Source organism: Aeoliella sp. (genome assembly GCF_965227375.1).
In the GTDB taxonomy this organism is placed as follows: domain Bacteria; phylum Planctomycetota; class Planctomycetia; order Pirellulales; family Lacipirellulaceae; genus Aeoliella.
The window spans coordinates 537,349-552,699 of the sequence record NZ_CBDDFX010000002.1; the positions used below are offsets into that span (position 1 = coordinate 537,349).

Annotated in this window: 13 protein-coding genes; 10 read left to right on the forward strand and 3 right to left on the reverse strand. The window is 60.4% G+C overall.

Annotated features, from left to right (window positions below; translation table 11 throughout):
• Nucleotides 1–43: 43 nt before the first annotated feature.
• From ACQK2L_RS15260 to ACQK2L_RS15270, 3 genes are all read right to left on the reverse strand, one after another.
• The gene (locus tag ACQK2L_RS15260) at nucleotides 44–1,819 is read right to left on the reverse strand and encodes a lamin tail domain-containing protein (protein ID WP_425397886.1); all 1,776 of its coding nucleotides are present in this window, start codon (nucleotides 1,817–1,819) and stop codon (nucleotides 44–46) included.
• 214 nt (nucleotides 1,820–2,033) lie between these two features.
• On the reverse strand, nucleotides 2,034–2,690 hold the full coding sequence (locus ACQK2L_RS15265; RefSeq protein WP_425397887.1) for a PEP-CTERM sorting domain-containing protein: 657 nt from the start codon (nucleotides 2,688–2,690) through the stop codon (nucleotides 2,034–2,036).
• 324 nt (nucleotides 2,691–3,014) lie between these two features.
• Nucleotides 3,015–3,788, reverse strand: a complete 774-nt coding sequence (locus ACQK2L_RS15270; protein ID WP_425397888.1) for an AMP nucleosidase — start codon at nucleotides 3,786–3,788, stop codon at nucleotides 3,015–3,017.
• A 291-nt stretch (nucleotides 3,789–4,079) separates the two neighbouring features.
• Here ACQK2L_RS15270 and ACQK2L_RS15275 point away from each other — a divergent pair, with 291 nt between their 5' ends.
• From ACQK2L_RS15275 to ACQK2L_RS15320, 10 genes are all read left to right on the forward strand, one after another.
• On the forward strand, nucleotides 4,080–4,823 hold the full coding sequence (locus ACQK2L_RS15275; RefSeq protein WP_425397889.1) for a Spy/CpxP family protein refolding chaperone: 744 nt from the start codon (nucleotides 4,080–4,082) through the stop codon (nucleotides 4,821–4,823).
• 343 nt (nucleotides 4,824–5,166) lie between these two features.
• Nucleotides 5,167–6,828: a GspE/PulE family protein gene (locus tag ACQK2L_RS15280; protein ID WP_425397890.1), complete on the forward strand. Its 1,662-nt coding sequence runs from the start codon at nucleotides 5,167–5,169 to the stop codon at nucleotides 6,826–6,828.
• 131 nt (nucleotides 6,829–6,959) lie between these two features.
• A complete protein-coding gene (locus ACQK2L_RS15285; protein WP_425397891.1) occupies nucleotides 6,960–8,171 on the forward strand; it encodes a type II secretion system F family protein in 1,212 nt (403 codons plus the stop codon).
• A gap of 220 nt (nucleotides 8,172–8,391) precedes the next feature.
• On the forward strand, nucleotides 8,392–8,823 hold the full coding sequence (locus ACQK2L_RS15290) for a type II secretion system protein GspG (protein WP_425397892.1): 432 nt from the start codon (nucleotides 8,392–8,394) through the stop codon (nucleotides 8,821–8,823).
• A gap of 81 nt (nucleotides 8,824–8,904) precedes the next feature.
• Nucleotides 8,905–9,456 (forward strand): prepilin-type N-terminal cleavage/methylation domain-containing protein, encoded by a 552-nt coding sequence (locus ACQK2L_RS15295; RefSeq protein WP_425397893.1) that lies wholly within the window; start codon nucleotides 8,905–8,907, stop codon nucleotides 9,454–9,456.
• Nucleotides 9,453–9,959: a type IV pilus modification PilV family protein gene (locus ACQK2L_RS15300; RefSeq protein ID WP_425397894.1), complete on the forward strand. Its 507-nt coding sequence runs from the start codon at nucleotides 9,453–9,455 to the stop codon at nucleotides 9,957–9,959. Before ACQK2L_RS15295 ends, ACQK2L_RS15300 begins: the two co-directional genes overlap by 4 nt.
• A 6-nt stretch (nucleotides 9,960–9,965) precedes the next feature.
• Nucleotides 9,966–10,952 (forward strand): prepilin-type N-terminal cleavage/methylation domain-containing protein, encoded by a 987-nt coding sequence (locus ACQK2L_RS15305; RefSeq protein ID WP_425397895.1) that lies wholly within the window; start codon nucleotides 9,966–9,968, stop codon nucleotides 10,950–10,952.
• Nucleotides 10,949–12,553: a general secretion pathway protein GspK gene (locus tag ACQK2L_RS15310; protein WP_425397896.1), complete on the forward strand. Its 1,605-nt coding sequence runs from the start codon at nucleotides 10,949–10,951 to the stop codon at nucleotides 12,551–12,553. Before ACQK2L_RS15305 ends, ACQK2L_RS15310 begins: the two co-directional genes overlap by 4 nt.
• A 91-nt stretch (nucleotides 12,554–12,644) precedes the next feature.
• Nucleotides 12,645–14,117 carry a hypothetical protein gene (locus ACQK2L_RS15315; protein WP_425397897.1) on the forward strand — a complete coding sequence of 491 codons (1,473 nt, stop codon included), beginning with the start codon at nucleotides 12,645–12,647 and terminating at the stop codon, nucleotides 14,115–14,117.
• The gene (locus ACQK2L_RS15320; RefSeq protein ID WP_425397898.1) at nucleotides 14,114–15,079 is read left to right on the forward strand and encodes a hypothetical protein; all 966 of its coding nucleotides are present in this window, start codon (nucleotides 14,114–14,116) and stop codon (nucleotides 15,077–15,079) included. The genes ACQK2L_RS15315 and ACQK2L_RS15320 overlap by 4 nt, the downstream gene beginning before the upstream one ends.
• Nucleotides 15,080–15,351 lie beyond the last annotated feature (272 nt).

Genomic DNA, 15,351 nt, shown 5'->3' on the forward strand with positions numbered 1-15,351 from the left:
CTACCCGCCGGTTTGGAAATCCTATGCGGTCTCGCTAGTCCACTCAGGCGGCGGAGCGACGCAAGTAGAAGCCTCCACCGATAACCAACAAGGCTGCTAGTGCCAAAGCGGAAGGCTCTGGAACGGATACATTCTGGACTCCGGCCAATGCACCGGACTCCGCGCCAAAGTTCTCCTTCCACAGGGCATAGTCCGCAGCGTCTACCGTACCATTACCATTGCCGGATCCTGCTGGTAGCACGGTATTCTCGTCTCCACCAAGGTTGTTTCTCCAGACAACGTAATCGGCAATATTTACCACTCCATCGTCGTTGAAGTCTCCCTCAAGGCCCGGTGCCACTTCAATGAACACGCCCGGGCTACCGACGTCACCACCACCATGGGCTTCAATCGAGCCGCCTGCGCTGACCGGATGAGCGAAGTAGGAGTGAGAATCACCCAGTAGCGCCGCTGCCCACAAGCTGCCATCGGCGTCAAGGCCATTGGCGCCGGCAGCAGTTAAGTCGGTGAGACTGTAGGAGCTTCCTGCCTCGGGAATTGGCCAACCGTTGATCTCCGCGTATCGCAAGGTTCCCAGGAGCCCAGTCGGATCGCCGGAAGGAACACCGCTCACGGCATCGTATTCTCCGAAGCTTGCCCAAATGGAAACGATGTCGTTGTACCCGTCGAGTCCGCCTTCCCCAAGGATCGAACCTCCGGTACTGCTACCAGCCCCGTTGTTGTACGACTCCATATCGGACACAGCGATGAAGTTGATATCGATGCCAGGGTCGGGGTCGGCACCTTGACGCTCCCAGGCCGCCTCAATGTCAGCCAAGTTCAGATTGTCGTTGTAGAAGACCGCAACTCCGCCAGCGGGGATGGTGCCAGCAGCAATGTTTGATTGCGTAAATACGTTCGAATTGCCATCGTCCAAAACCCCACCGGCAAGGTCAACTTCAGCTCCCGTGTTGTTGTAGACTTCGATCCATTCCCAGTTTGGCTCGCTGGACAGAGGATCGTACATCACCTCTGTGACGATTAACTTGCCATTTGGTGTCGGAGTGGAGCCAAACACATAGCCTGGATTTCCAATGTCGCCCGTGTTGTTGAGCGTCACGTTGTCTGCGGGCACAAAGGACTGCACACTTGTCTTAGCGCCGCGCTGGTCGACAACACTGGTGGCCCATTGGCCGCCATCACCGTTCGATGGATTGCCGCTCCACTCGATAGAAAATCCGTTGGAGGAAGAAGGCCAACCCTCGGTTGCAGTTACGTCGTAGTCGATACTGGCCGTGGCCATACTGAAGTCGCCAATAACCATACCGCCGTCACCGTCGTCCACAAACGAATCTCGATAGACCGTTTCGTTCTCCCACAGCCCCATATTGGTGTTGGGGCCACTGTTGGACAAACCTGGGAAAAAGGACACCGGCACCGCGAGTTCCGTGGTGAGTCCCCAGGCATCCTTGAACGCCTGGACGCTATTCGTTCGAGGATCCATTGATCCGAAGAACCCGTCGAACAGCACCGCAACACCGCCCGCTGGAATGATGGTATCGATGGTTCCCGACGACCCGGGAGGAACCAAGGTATTGGATATGTTCGGCGAAGCACCTACCGGTGGCTCAGAATCGCCGATGCGATCCAACCAGAAGCCATTTAGGTCGATCGGGGCGTTCGTGGTGTTCTTGACCTCCAACCACTCCCAAGCGTTCTCGTCGAGAGGGTTGTACATCAGTTCGGTGATCACCAAATCCCCTGGCGCAGCAGTCGCTGGGCATGACACGCTAAGAGTAACCAAGGCAACTGCCATGATCAGAACAATGGGCTTATGCATTAAACAAACCTCTTCTCGTACGTTGTACCTATTATCAATATCAGGCCGGACAAACACCGATCGGTCGAAATGCCAGATCTCGGCATTGTCAGATACTACTCAACATGAAGGCCACGCCACGCGTAACGACGTGGCGTGGCCTTGAAATCTGAATCCGACGAGCCCTCATTCCGCTGCCCAGAATAGAAGACTCGCGTTACCGTCTGTAAGAATCTCAACCCAGGCGGCGACGCATGGCTACCGCGCCCATGCCCGAGGCGGCCATCAAGGCGACCAGAAGGCTGCTGGGTTCGGGAATGTTCGTCGCGCCGGGGGTGTCGGTTTCACCAAGTGTGAACGCACCGATTACGAAGGGACCGCCATCGGGCTTGCGGTAAGCTTGGCCGGGGACGAAGCTTCCGTCCGGGCCGAGGACCTCCAAGCCGAGCGAAGTGCCGTACTCATATTCGGTACCACTTGGTGGATTGGCTTCTTCGATCAAAGCAACGCCGTCGACAATCGACGACCACGGCATAGAGTCCAGCACGCCATCGTCATTTGTATCCAGATCGTCGGCGTTGGCGCCGGTGAACCCGCTGACCAACAGGTGGGTTGTGTTGTCGCTGTTCTCGAAGTTGATGTTTGTAACCAGATCGGGCGTAACGCCTTCGAAAACCATTCCAGCTCCGTTTTCGAAGGTGGATTCGGCCGCCAAGAAGTAACCGCTTGCCGGAATCGACATGCCGGTGAGGTCGACAACAGCCTCGATGGTCCCTGAACCACCACTTCCGTCACCAATGACAAGGTAGGTAAGACCGTCCAAGCTCTCGCCAGGACTGCCGAACAATTCGAAATACTCGCTGTTGTCTCCGCCCGATTGGTCGGTGCGCATTTCGTTGATTACTGCTGCACTAGCAGAACTGCCCAGCACTGCGATCGCCAAGCAAGAAAGTAAACCAAGTGAAGCTGCTCTCATTAGTCCAATACTCCTTCCGACAAGCGCACGGGCCTGCCTCAAATCAAAACCAAAGGTGTCGTACCCGCCTAAAATCGCGCTCACGTCGCGCAACTTTGTTGCCGTGTTATCCACACAACCCGCCGGTCACATACTACCGAACCAGTTCGCAACCGCCAGTAGTTTCAATGAAAATTCTTGCGATTTTAACAATTCTTGAGGATTCCTGCGGCGATTGGCAGGTGGCTGGGTTGCGAGGATCTAGTAGGTGAAATGCTTGATCATCTCGCCTTTCTCATCGATTTCCGTGAGCGATTCGATGCCGATGTCGAGATGTACGCTCGACCAGTCGCGGGAAACCGCTGCATCGCTGCGAGACGTCTTCACCCCCTCAGGGGTCATCGGCAGGTCGGATACCAGCAGCAGGGCGCCGCGGGCGATGTGGTTGCGGTGGCCGACCGCGAAGATCGTGGCGGTCTCCATGTCGATGGCGATCGTCGAGTACTCGCGCAGTTGCTGCTTGAAATGCTCATCGTGCTCCCACACGCGGCGGTTCGTCGTGTGCACCACGCCAGTGCGGTACTCGAGGCCGTGGCCCACCAGCTTCTCGGAGACAAACTTGTGCAGCTTGAACGAAGGCAGCGCTGGCACCAGCGGAGGCAAGTAGTCGTCGGAGGTGCCCTCGCCGCGGATAGCGCCGATCGGCAAGATGAAGTGGCCGATCTCGGTGGAATCCTTCAAACCTCCACATTTGCCGAGAAATAGCACTCCTTTAGGCTCGTACGCGGTCAGCAGATCCATGATGGTCGCCGCGTTGGGCGAGCCGATGCCGAAGTTCACGATCGTCAGGCCGGCAGAGTTCGTCGAGGCCTGCATTGGGCGGTCGTCGCCATAGACCGAGCAGCCAAACCGCTCGGCGAAACGCCGGACGTAGGCGCGGAAATTCGTCAGCAGTACGTAGTCGCCGAACTCGCCCAGAGGCATCCCCGTGTATCGTGTGAGCCAATCGCGGGCGATGGTCTGCTTGTCGAGCATGATGTACCGTGCCAGGGGGCCAAAGCAGGTGAACGGTTAACGCCTTTGCTGACAACAACTTAGGCCCACCAAGCCGCTGGTGCAAGTGAATTTGGCGAACACCCGCGTGGACGGAGCTGCGCGGTGTGCATCTGCCGACGAAACCACTTGTCGGCCTTGGGGTTAGATAGAGAGCGGTACCGGTATGGACTCATTTCCCGCGTTAGTAGCCCTGTCGGTTCAACAGGTAGATCGACCAGCACCGAACGCTGGTTCCCGTTACACCTCCTTTTTTCAAATGGAGAGACCCAGATGACTTCGAATCGATTTTTCTCCCGTTCGGTGCTGACACTGGCCGTCGTGGCACTTTGCAGCGCGGATGTGTTGGCACAGCCAGGCGGTGGACGTGGCGGTCGAGGCGGCCGTGGTTTCGGGGGACCCGGTGGCGACGTAGCCGGCCTGCTGCAGTCGGAAGACGTTCGTACGGAATTGGAAGTCACCGACGACCAGATGGCCGACATGCAAGCCATGGGCGAAGACATGCGCAACGAGATGCGTTCGATGTTCGAGGGCATGCGCGACCTGTCGCCTGAAGAGCGGCAAGAGCGTTTCCAATCGATGCGCGATGAGATGGAAGATATCCGGGCCGAGGCCGAAGAGCGTATGAACGACATTCTGCTGCCGCATCAAGTCGCCCGCCTCAAGGAAATCCAACTCCAGCAGCAAGTCCGCCGCGGCGGCCTGCAGGGCGCCCTGCGTGGTGAATTGGCGGAAAAGCTCGGCATCACCGAGGAGCAGCGAGACGAACTGGTAGAAAAAGCCCAAGAGCTGCAGACCGAAATGCAAGAAAAAATCGCCGAGATGCGAAAAGATGCTGAGGAAGAACTGATGCAAGTCCTGACACCTGAGCAGCGTTCGCAACTCAAGAGCATGCTGGGCACCGATTTCGAAATGGAAGATCGCGGCTTCGGTCGTGGTGGCTTCGGCCAGCGTGGCGGTCGTGGTGGCGGGTTTGGCGGCCAAGGCGGCCGTCGTGGTCGCCCACAGAACGAGTAACACTCACTCGGCGAATTCAGGGGCGTCCTCGGCCCTGGTAGCACATTAGCTGCAGGGATCCGGGCCGGGGACGACTTAACTTTGGGTCGCGCTCCCCCTGCGGAGATTCGCGAAATCGCCCAAAGTCCCTGGTTGCAACAGTTTGCGACCAGGGTCGCGGGTGCTCATAATATTGATAAATCGGGAATGGATTGCCGCAACTCGGCGTCTCATTCACGGGTACCTGCTATAGTTGCTGCAAGCTACCCCCTCCTGGCGCGGGCTCCCCCTGCGCCGCTCCCCCTCCCCCTGGCGTATATCTTCAGACGTGGAAACCGGCGCACTACTAGTTAAACGAGGTTTGTTGACCGCCGAGCAGGTTGCCGAGCTCAGCCAGGCGGTGAATGGTGGACCTCAGCGCCTGGAAATGGCCGCGGTGGATCGTGGTTGGGTGAACGAAGAAGATGTGCTCGAAGCGCTGGGCCAAGAGATCGGCGTCGACGTCATTGACCTGGAGCACACCGACGTCGACCTGAGCCTGCTGAACGAGTTCCCGCAGCGGCTGATTCATCGCTTCGACCTTTTCCCGGTCCGCCGCGACAATGGCTCCATCGTGGTGGCCACCAACAACCCGTTCGATCTCTACGCGCTGGACGAGCTGGCCAATCAAACTGGCACGCACATCGAACCGGTACTGGCCGAGCGACGGCAGATTGCCGAGCGCATCAAGAACCACCTGGGCGTCGGTAGCGAAACGGTCGAAGGTCTGTTGGCCGCGCGGCAGGATGAAATCCAGCTGCTCGAAGACATTGACGCCGACGACGCCGAACTGGCCGCCGAGGCGCAGGAAGCGTCCGTCGTTCGTCTGGTAAACGAGATTCTGCTCGAAGCGGTGGAAACGCGGGCCAGCGACGTGCACATCGAGCATCAGGGCACTGGCATCAAGATTCGCTACCGCATCGACGGTATCCTGCACGCCCAGCCGGTGCCGCCGGAGATCAACCACTTCCACGCCGCGATCGTGAGCCGCCTGAAGATCATGGCGCGGTTGAACATCGCCGAGAAACGCCTGCCGCAAGACGGCCGCATCAAGCTCCGCGTCGCCGGCCGCGAGGTCGACGTGCGTGTGAGCGTGATCCCCATGATTCATGGCGAAAGTATCGTCATGCGTCTATTGGATAAGGGATCGATGGAGTTCTCGCTCACCAAGCTGGGCATGGACTCCGGGCTCTACGGCCGGTTCAGCGACTACATTCGCATACCGCACGGCATCGTGTTGGTTACGGGGCCCACCGGTTCGGGTAAGACGACCACGCTCTATAGCTCACTGCTGGAGATTAAGAGCGAAGACACCAAGATCATCACCACCGAAGATCCGGTGGAGTATCAGCTCGACGGCATCAACCAGATTCAGGTTCACCCCAAGATCGGGCTGACATTCGCCGCGTCGCTGCGTTCGATCCTGCGTCACGACCCCGACGTGGTGCTGGTGGGCGAAATCCGCGATCACGAAACGGCCGAAAACGCCATTCAGGCGGCGCTCACCGGTCACTTGGTGTTCAGCACGCTGCACACCAACGACGCGCCGAGCGCCTACACGCGATTGGTCGACATGGGCATCGAGCCGTTCCTGGTCGCCAGTACCATCGAAGCGGTGATGGCCCAGCGGCTGGTACGCCGACTTTGCAACGAATGCAGAGAAGCGTTCACGCCCAGCCAGGACGACTTGCCCAAAGACTTCCCCTGGGACGACCTGCAGGAGGCCGGCGGCCAGCTGTACCATCCGCGCGGCTGCCGCAAGTGTCGCGAGATAGGCTACGCGGGCCGGCAGGGTATTTACGAGTTGTGCCCCACGACCGACTCGGTCCGCCAACTTGCCCACGACCGCGCCAGCAGCTGGGAAATCCGCCAAGCGGCCCTCAAGGATGGAATGCTCACACTGCGCCAAGACGCCTGGAAGAAAGCCATCGCCGGCAGCACCACCTTGGACGAAGTGTTGCGCGTGACGAAGGGCGATATGGTTTAAGCGACGTAAAAGGTGGGTGAACCTGCCGGTACAGTGGGCTTGGTACAAAACGGATCTACCGGCGGCAGAACCACCCACCCTACATAACATTAGGTCTCTTCCCTGAACCCCAGATTCTCCCCCTCCCATAAATGCCCGACTTCGCCTACATCGCCCGAAACTTGAGTGGCCAACGTGTCGAAGGCACGTTGGCGGCGAGCAGCGAGCGCGAAGCGCTGACGCAGCTTGCCGGGCGGGACTTGTTTCCGGTGAAGGTGTCGGCGGACAAGAAGGCCATCGCGGTGGCCGCGGGCGGCGAGGCGATCAAAGTGCCCTCGCGGATTGTGGCGCCGGTTTACTCGCAGTTGGCCGCGCTGTTGCGTAGCGGTGTGCCGCTGTTACGGTCGCTGCAGGTGATAAGCGATCAAACCTCTCACGCCAAACTTCGCGCGGTGCTCGAAGACGTGAAGAGTCGCGTGGAAGACGGTGCGACGTTGGCCGAGGCGATGGGGCACAACCCCAAAGCGTTCGACGAGCTAAGCACCAGCATCGTTCGCGCCGGTGGCGAAGGTGGCTTCCTGGAAGACGCGCTGGAGCGGGTTTCCGCGTTTGCCGAACAACAGGGCGAATTGAAGAGCCGCGTGATGGGCGCGCTGGCTTATCCCATGGTGCTGGCCGTGATCGGCACCGGCATCGTCGGCGCGCTGTTGGTGTTCGTCGTGCCTAGCTTCGAGAGCCTGTTCAACACGCTAGCCCAAAAAGGGGAACTGCCGGGAGTAACTAGCGGGCTGCTCGCGTTCAGCAGCTTCTTGCAAAGCTACGGCATCTTTCTGGCCATCGGCCTGATCGTGATATTCTTTTTGCTGCAACGACATTTCCAGACGCCGGCCGGTCGGCGGGAACTCGACAAACTGAAACTCCGCATCCCCATGGCGGGCGACATTTACCTTAGCCTGGCGGTCGCCCGGTTTTGCCGGGTGCTGGGCACCCTGCTGCGGGGTGGTGTGCCGATTGTCCGCTCGCTCGATATCTCGGCCGATTCCACAGGCAATAAGGTGCTGATGGACGCGGTGCAGAACGCTTCGGAAAACATCACTGCTGGCGAAAGCCTGGCCGAACCACTGGGCGAAAGTGGCTACTTTCCCCAGAATGTTGTGGAAATGATTGCCGTGGCCGAGCAGTCCAATAGCCTTGAAACGGTGTTAACTCAAATAGCGGACACCCTGGAACGCCAAACTTGGCGAAAGCTGGACCTGGCAGTCCGGCTGCTGGAGCCGCTGCTGCTAGTGATGCTGGCGGTGGTCGTGCTAATTGTGGTTATGGCTTTGCTGCTGCCGGTCCTTAAAATGGGAACGACCGTATAAATAACGAAATCTGCAAGACGAATAGCGAATCACCAGCCGTGACGTGCTCAATTGCGGTTTAATACATAGAGCCATTCCGGGGTCGAGGACGACCCGGTTCGCTCGAAAGAAACCTACTAGCCCCCCTACCCTGCTGAAGGATGTTCTCAATCGAATTGATTCGCCTTGATGAGCGCCGCCAGCAGCCCGCCCTAATTGATGGAAGACAGGAGTTATTGAAATGACGCGCACATCGCATAGAAGCCGTCGTCGCGCCGGTTTTACACTGATCGAACTGTTGCTGGTGCTCGGCATCCTGGTGGTGCTCGGCGCCATGGCGGTGCAGATCTTCGGTGGCACCCAAACCAAAGCCTACCGTCAGGCTGCCAAGAGCCAAGTCGATTTCTTCAACAAGCAGGCGTACGTCTACCAGGCGAACACCAAGCAGTTCCCATCGTCGATCGAAGACTTCATCAAGGCCCCGTCGGGTATGGACGAAGCCGATTGGGCGGGTCCGTACATCGATGGTTCCTCGGTGCCCAAGGATCCTTGGGACAACGAGTACAAGATGACCGCGCCTGGCAAGAACAATCCCAACAGTCTCGACATTTGGTCGATCGGCCCCGACGGCCAGGACGGCACCGACGACGACATCGGCAACTGGGAAAGCTAAGCCGCTCCCCGAGTTGATCCAGAGTTTATGGCTAAGCCGCGGGCGGTTGCTTGCGGCTTAGCCCACGTATAGCGAGTCGTTATGTCCCCCGCGCGTCCCGTTCGTTCCGCTTTCACGCTAGTCGAGATCCTGCTGGTTCTCGCGCTGTTGGTCGTGATCGCCGGATTCACGGTACTGACGCTCGACGCTTCGGTGCTCCGTTCCAAACTGCGCAAAGGCGTCGAACAGGTCCGCACCACCTGGGCCGAAGGCAAGCATACCTCGGTGGCCAACGGCCAACGGATGGTGTTCACCTGCTTGCTCGGCGGTCGCGACTACCGCCTGGCGCCGCTGGGGCAGGCCATCACGCCCGACCAGCAAGCTCAGGCCGAGGGCAGTGGCCAGCTGCCGGAAGGTGTTGTGTTCCGCTCTCTCGAGGCGGCCGCCCCCACCGCGATGACGCAGCAAACCGGCTCCTACTACGTTGAGGAGGGGCAGTGGTCGCAGCCGGTGGTGTTCAACCCCGATGGCACGTCGTACGACGCGGTCGTGGTGCTCGAAGAATCCAGCGGCAAACAAGTGCAGGTGACGCTGCGCGGACTAACCTGCACGGCCGCCACGTCGGACGTTCCCAGCTACCGGGAGACACGATGATGGGCGCTCGAAGACAAGCCAGACGCACGCACCAGAGCGCGTTCACGCTGCTGGAAGTGATCCTGGCCATTGCCATTCTGGCCATCTCGCTGGGATACATCGGCACCGTGGTCACGTCGGCGTTTGAACTGTCCGCCGAGACCTCCGACAGCCTCGAAGCCCGCATTGTCGCTCAGACGATCATCGACCAAATGAAGTGCGGTTCGATGGACATCGTCGATGCGGGTCCGATGCCGATGTCCCAGGGCGAAGCCCTCAGCGCATGGTCGGTGCAAATTATTGTGGAACCCACCTCGGTAAGCGAGCTACTGCAAGTGCGCGTGCTAGTCGCCCGCACCGAGTCGACCGACGACCGCCCCGCGTGCGAGCTGGTTCGTTGGTTCCAGGATCCCGAATACGCCGAACAGATGGCCGCGATGGCCGCCAGCGTGGAAGCGGCGGCGGCGTCGACTACCGGCACGACCTCCGACTTTTCCTCCGACACGTCTTCCGGTTCGTTTTAGGCCCCGATGAACTCTCGCCCTTCAACACGCACTCAGCAAGGCTTCACGCTCATCGAGCTGATCCTTGCGCTAGCGTTGTCGGCCGTGTTGCTGGCGATGTTGGCGGCCGCGTTGTCGTTGGGCATGTCGCGGGCGATGGTCAGTCGCGAGCGGGTCGAGCAAGCGCGGCTGGTCGAAGGCGTGATCGGGCTGATTCGCAGCGACGTACACCACGGCGTGATCTACGACCCACAAGATACCTCGACCGCTATGCAGATGGCCGAGGCGATGGCCGAGTTCGACGTCGACTCGCTCGACGACATTGGTTCCTCCGATGGCGGCTCATCCGCCGGCGGTTCATCGAGCGGTGTTTCGTCCTCTTCGTCCGAGGAGGATGCGGAGTCCCTTTCGCTCCGCCAGCCGTTGGGCCTGTACGGCACGCTGCAAGAGTTGCAGATGGATGTCTATCGCGAACGCCCCAACTTCGAACTCGACAGCAGCGGCAACGTGGTTCCTTCGGCCAGCATCTCGGGAATCAGCACGGTGCGGTACGCGCTGGGCGAGGGTGGCGCCACGCTGGGTGTGCGTGGTTCGATGAGCGGAGTGGAGTACGGCACCGGGCTGATTCGCCAGGAAGCGAACCGCGATCTGCTGAACTGGGCCAACCAAACCGGCGCCACCACGGCCCTGGTGGGCACGCCGCAACTCGTAGCGCCGGAGGTTTCGCGGCTGGAGTTTCGTTACTTCGACGGCACGCAGCTCTACGAGTACTGGGACATGCAGGAAATGCAGGGCCAGTTGCCGCGAGCGGTGGAACTGCGGATGTGGTTCGCGCAGCAGCACGAAGATCGCTTCGGCAACGTCACCACTACTGAGTCGGAACCGTACGTGCTGGTGATCGCCCTGCCGAGCACGTGGCATTACTACAGCGCCGACCTGGTGGGCGTGGATAGCGGGACAACTACGAGCGGGACCGACTCTTCGGGCAGTTCGGGTTCGGGAGGCAGTCGATGACACACGCCAAACGACAACGACGCGGCAGCCTGCTGTTAACCGTGCTGATCGTGGTGGTGATCCTCACACTCACGTGCGTGGCGTTCTACGACTGGGCGTTCGCCGAGTACAAGGCGGCCGACGTTGGACAGCGGCAACTGCAAACCAAATTGGCCGCCGAGTCGGGCATCGAGTACACCCGCTATTTGCTCGCGCTCGACGAGGCAACCATCGTCTCTGGCGGCGGCCTGACCAGCAACCCGGCTGACATGCAGACCATCCTGCCCGGTGCCGACGGTCAGTACGACCCGCGACCGGCGCTGCGTTGTCGGTATGCGATCGTGGCTCCGGCCCTCGACTCCTACCACGAATTCGCCGGCTACCGTTTCGGACTGGAGGACGAATCGGCGCGGCTGAACCTGAACACCATCCTGGTGGCCGACGCTCGTGACCCGCGCGGGTCGCTGGGGCGCTCGCTGTTGATGGGCCTGCCAGGGATGACCGAGTCGATTGCCGACGCCATCCTCGACTGGCTGGACGAAGACGACGAACCGCGCGAGTTTGGCGCGGAGCGCGACTACTACACCTCGTTGAGTCCCGCCTACGAGCCGCAGAATGGCCCGCTGGAGAGCATCGACCAGTTGCTGCTGGTGCGGGAAGTGACGCCCGAGTTGTTGTTCGGCTTCGACCGCAATCGCAACTACATCGTCGACAACGACGAGGCCCAGCTCTACGGGATAGAAAACGTCGACAACTCGACCGGCAGCTTGAATCGCGGTTGGGCGGCCTACCTCACGCTGCGTAGCGGCGAGCGGAACCTTCGCGCCGACGGCAGTCCGAAGATCGATGTGAACGCCGAAGACTTGGAGACGCTGCACGCGGAACTCTCCGAAGTGCTGGACGCCGATCAGGCGAACTTCATCATTGCTTATCGCCAAGGCGGAGCGTACGACGAGGACGACGAAGAAGACACCGGCATCGAGGACAACGCCGGCCCGGTGGAACAACGCAAGAGCGCCGGCTCGCTCGACTTCGACTACGAACAAGGCGGCTCGGTGCCGATCGACTCGATCCTTGACTTGATCGGCACGCAGACTCGCGTGGTGGAGAATGGTGAAACACAGCGGACCATCGTCGAGGAAGCATTTCCCGAAGATCCCGGTTCGATGCAGGCGTACTTGCCGGTGATGATGGAGAACCTGACCGCAGGCGGGCAGCCGGTGATTCCGGGGCGACTGAATATCAACCAAGCGCCGCGCGTGTTGCTCGACGGACTGAGTTACACCATGCCCGAGGCGTTGCCTCCGCAGGCGGTCGAGCAGATCCTGGCGAACCGCTCGTTCGAACCCGCCACCGACCAACCCGATCAGAAGTACGAGACGTGGTTGCTCACCAATGGCATCGTAACCCTGGATCAGATGAAGCAGTTGATGCCGCTCGTGACCGCGGGTGGCGACATCTACCGCGTGCAGGTGGTGGGCTACTACGAGGCCGAGGGCCCGTTCACGCGGCTCGAAGCGGTGATCGACGCCAGTGGCGTAATCCCCACCATAAGCTCGGTCCGCAACCTGTCGCCGCTGGGAGCCGGTTTTACCGTTGAGCAACTAGGTTTCCTGGAATAGGTGAAATATTCGCTTGCCCACGGCGTTGTGAATAAAATGAAGTATTGGCAAGACCTAGTTCTTGCGAATCCTGCTACAAGGCTGAGAGTTTATGTCCGACTTGCTGGTAATTGATTGGGACTCCACCCACGTTCGCGCGTTGGTGGGCAGCCGCGGTGGCGGAACGCTGCGCGCGAGCAAAGCAGCCACGGCGCCGATCGCCGGCGATCCCACTGTGGCGAACATTGCCGATGCGCTTAGTCCGCTGATCACCAAACTGCACGCTGGCAAGTTGAAGGTGATGGTCGTGCTGGGTGGACGAGATGTCCAAAGCCGGATGTTGCGCGTGCCGCCGGTGCCCAAGGACGAACTGCCCGACGTGGTGCGGCTGCGAGCCTCTACCGAATTTCCCACCGTGGACGAGTCGGCCACCATCGACTTCCTGCCACTGGCCATCCATGGCGACGAGGCCACCTCGGTGTTTGCAGCGCGGGTAAGCCAGAACACGCTGAACTCCGCTCGCAATGTTTGCACCAAGCTGCACGTGGCGGCCGAGACGATCTCGATGCGAGGCTGCGGCATCGCCCGACTGGCGATGCAGGAGACGCCGAACCTGAACACCGGCGTTCATTTGGTGGCCGCGCTGCGTGGTGCGGAACTCGACCTGGTCGGAATCTGCGATGGGCAGACCGTGGCGATTCGCTCGGTGCCGGTGCCCAGCGAGGGCGACGTCGAGGGCCGCGCGCAGGCGGCCGCTCGCGAGACGCGGCGGACGATTGCTGCGGTGGCCAGTGAGTTGAACGCCAAGGACATTCAATCGCTGGTGTGGATCGTTGGCAGCCAGCAAGACACCCAGATCGCCGACCTTGCCGGGCGAGCACTCTCGCGGAGAGTGGTGCAGGTCGACATTCGTTCGCTGGGTGAATCCGGCGACGTGTGGCCCGACGAGGCGGCTGGCTTTGCCGGCTTGCTTGGCAGCGGGCACTCGCTGGCGAGTCGCGACGTGCCGATCGACTTCCTCGCTCCGCGGAAGCCACCCGAGAAGAAGGCGCCCATCACCACCTACGCACTGGCTGGCGCGCTCGCAGCGGTCATGTTCTTGGGCGGTGGCTGGCTGGCCTACAGCAGTGTTGCCGGCATCCAACAGCAGGCGGTGAAGTACGAGAAGGACATGGGCGAACTGGAAGCAGAGATTAAGGAGTTGGAGCCGGAACTCAAACAAGCGACCGAAGTCGAGCAGTGGCTCGCCACCGACGTGAACTGGCTCGACGAAATCGACCGCCTGGCGATGACAATCAGGCCGCACGAGTTGGATAACCACGAAGACTACCAACCGGACCGCGATGTACAACTGCGCTCGATCCTCGCCAAGCAGGCACCTGGACGCAACGCGGTGGGAGGCTCCATAACGATTTCGGGTGGAGCAAAAAGCCAGGTGGTGGTGAAGGAGATCGAGGATCGACTCCGCGACGAATACCACCAAGTGAACCCGGGCCTGCTCGACACCGACGATAACGATAAGACGTTCGGCTGGAGCTTCCGCGACGAGATCGCCGTGACTCCCAGTGAGGAGGACCGACGATGAGCGATCGCGAAAAGAAACTTGCCGCTGCTGTGGTGCTGCTCGTGGTGCTGTGGGGTGGCAACTGGGCGTGGAAGAAGTACGCCACCTGGCGAGACAATGCAGTCGCCCGGCATTCGGCGGCCGACACCGGCAAGCAGGACGCTTTCCACCAGCGCGTGCAAGCGCAACGCAAGGTCGCCCAGCTTGGCAAGTGGCGCAAGCAGTCGCTGCCAGCGGTGCTGCCGGTTGCTCAGTCGGAGTACCGCGGCTGGCTGATTCACCAACTTCAAGAAGCGCGGTTGGACGTGGACGACCTGGTGCCGCAGCGGACCAATCTGCGCAGCAACGCCTATCAGGCGATCAGTTATCAAGTCACCGCCAATGGCCGATCCGAAGCGGTGATTCGTTTTCTTGACAGCTTCTACCGAAGCGACCAGATGCACAAGATTACCTCGCTGCAACTTACCCCCGACGGCAGCCGCGATGTGAAAGTGGTGCTATCGGTCGAGGCGCTGGTGGTAAACGGCGTGAAGCGCAAGACCGGCCTGTACGAGGGTGAATCGGAACGGCTGGCGCTGGCATCGGCCGACGAGTACATCGAACGGATCATCGAACGCAACCCGTTCGCCGCCTACGAGCCACCACCGCCGCCACGCAAGGAACGCCCAGTGGTGGTCCGCGAGGAGCGTTCCACTCCCCCTCCGCGACCTCGCTTCAACCACGCCGAATACGCCTACCTGACTGGGTTGGTCAGCGTGGGAGACGACTTTCAGGCTTGGGTAACCGTGCGGACGCAGGAAAAAGACCGCCTGCGTTTGAACAAGGGCGACGACATCGAAGTCGGGCTATTCAAAGGCAAAGTAGTCAGCATCGATAAGAGGCTGATGGTCGTCGAGACCGAGGACGGCGACGTTGTCGAATTCGGCATGGGTGACAAGCTGACCGACGGTCGCATTCTCACCTCCGCGGCTGCTGGCAGCTAGCAACGCCAGCGGCCTGGGCGCTGCCTGGTTGCGCTTTTCTTCAGCTAACCCTTGCTGCAAACACCAAAAAGACTGGTGAAGCTTGGTAAACCCTACCGATTATTCCGGTAGCGACGATCGCACAAGATCGTAGGGGCGGCGTGCGCGGCCAGACTCATTGCAGTTTGCGCCCCGCACCCGCGCAGAGTCACGCAATCAAAACGAACGAGCGATGCGGCACATGGACGGGCCAATCTACAGCAAGACGATTCGACGAAGCCCACTTCTGTTGG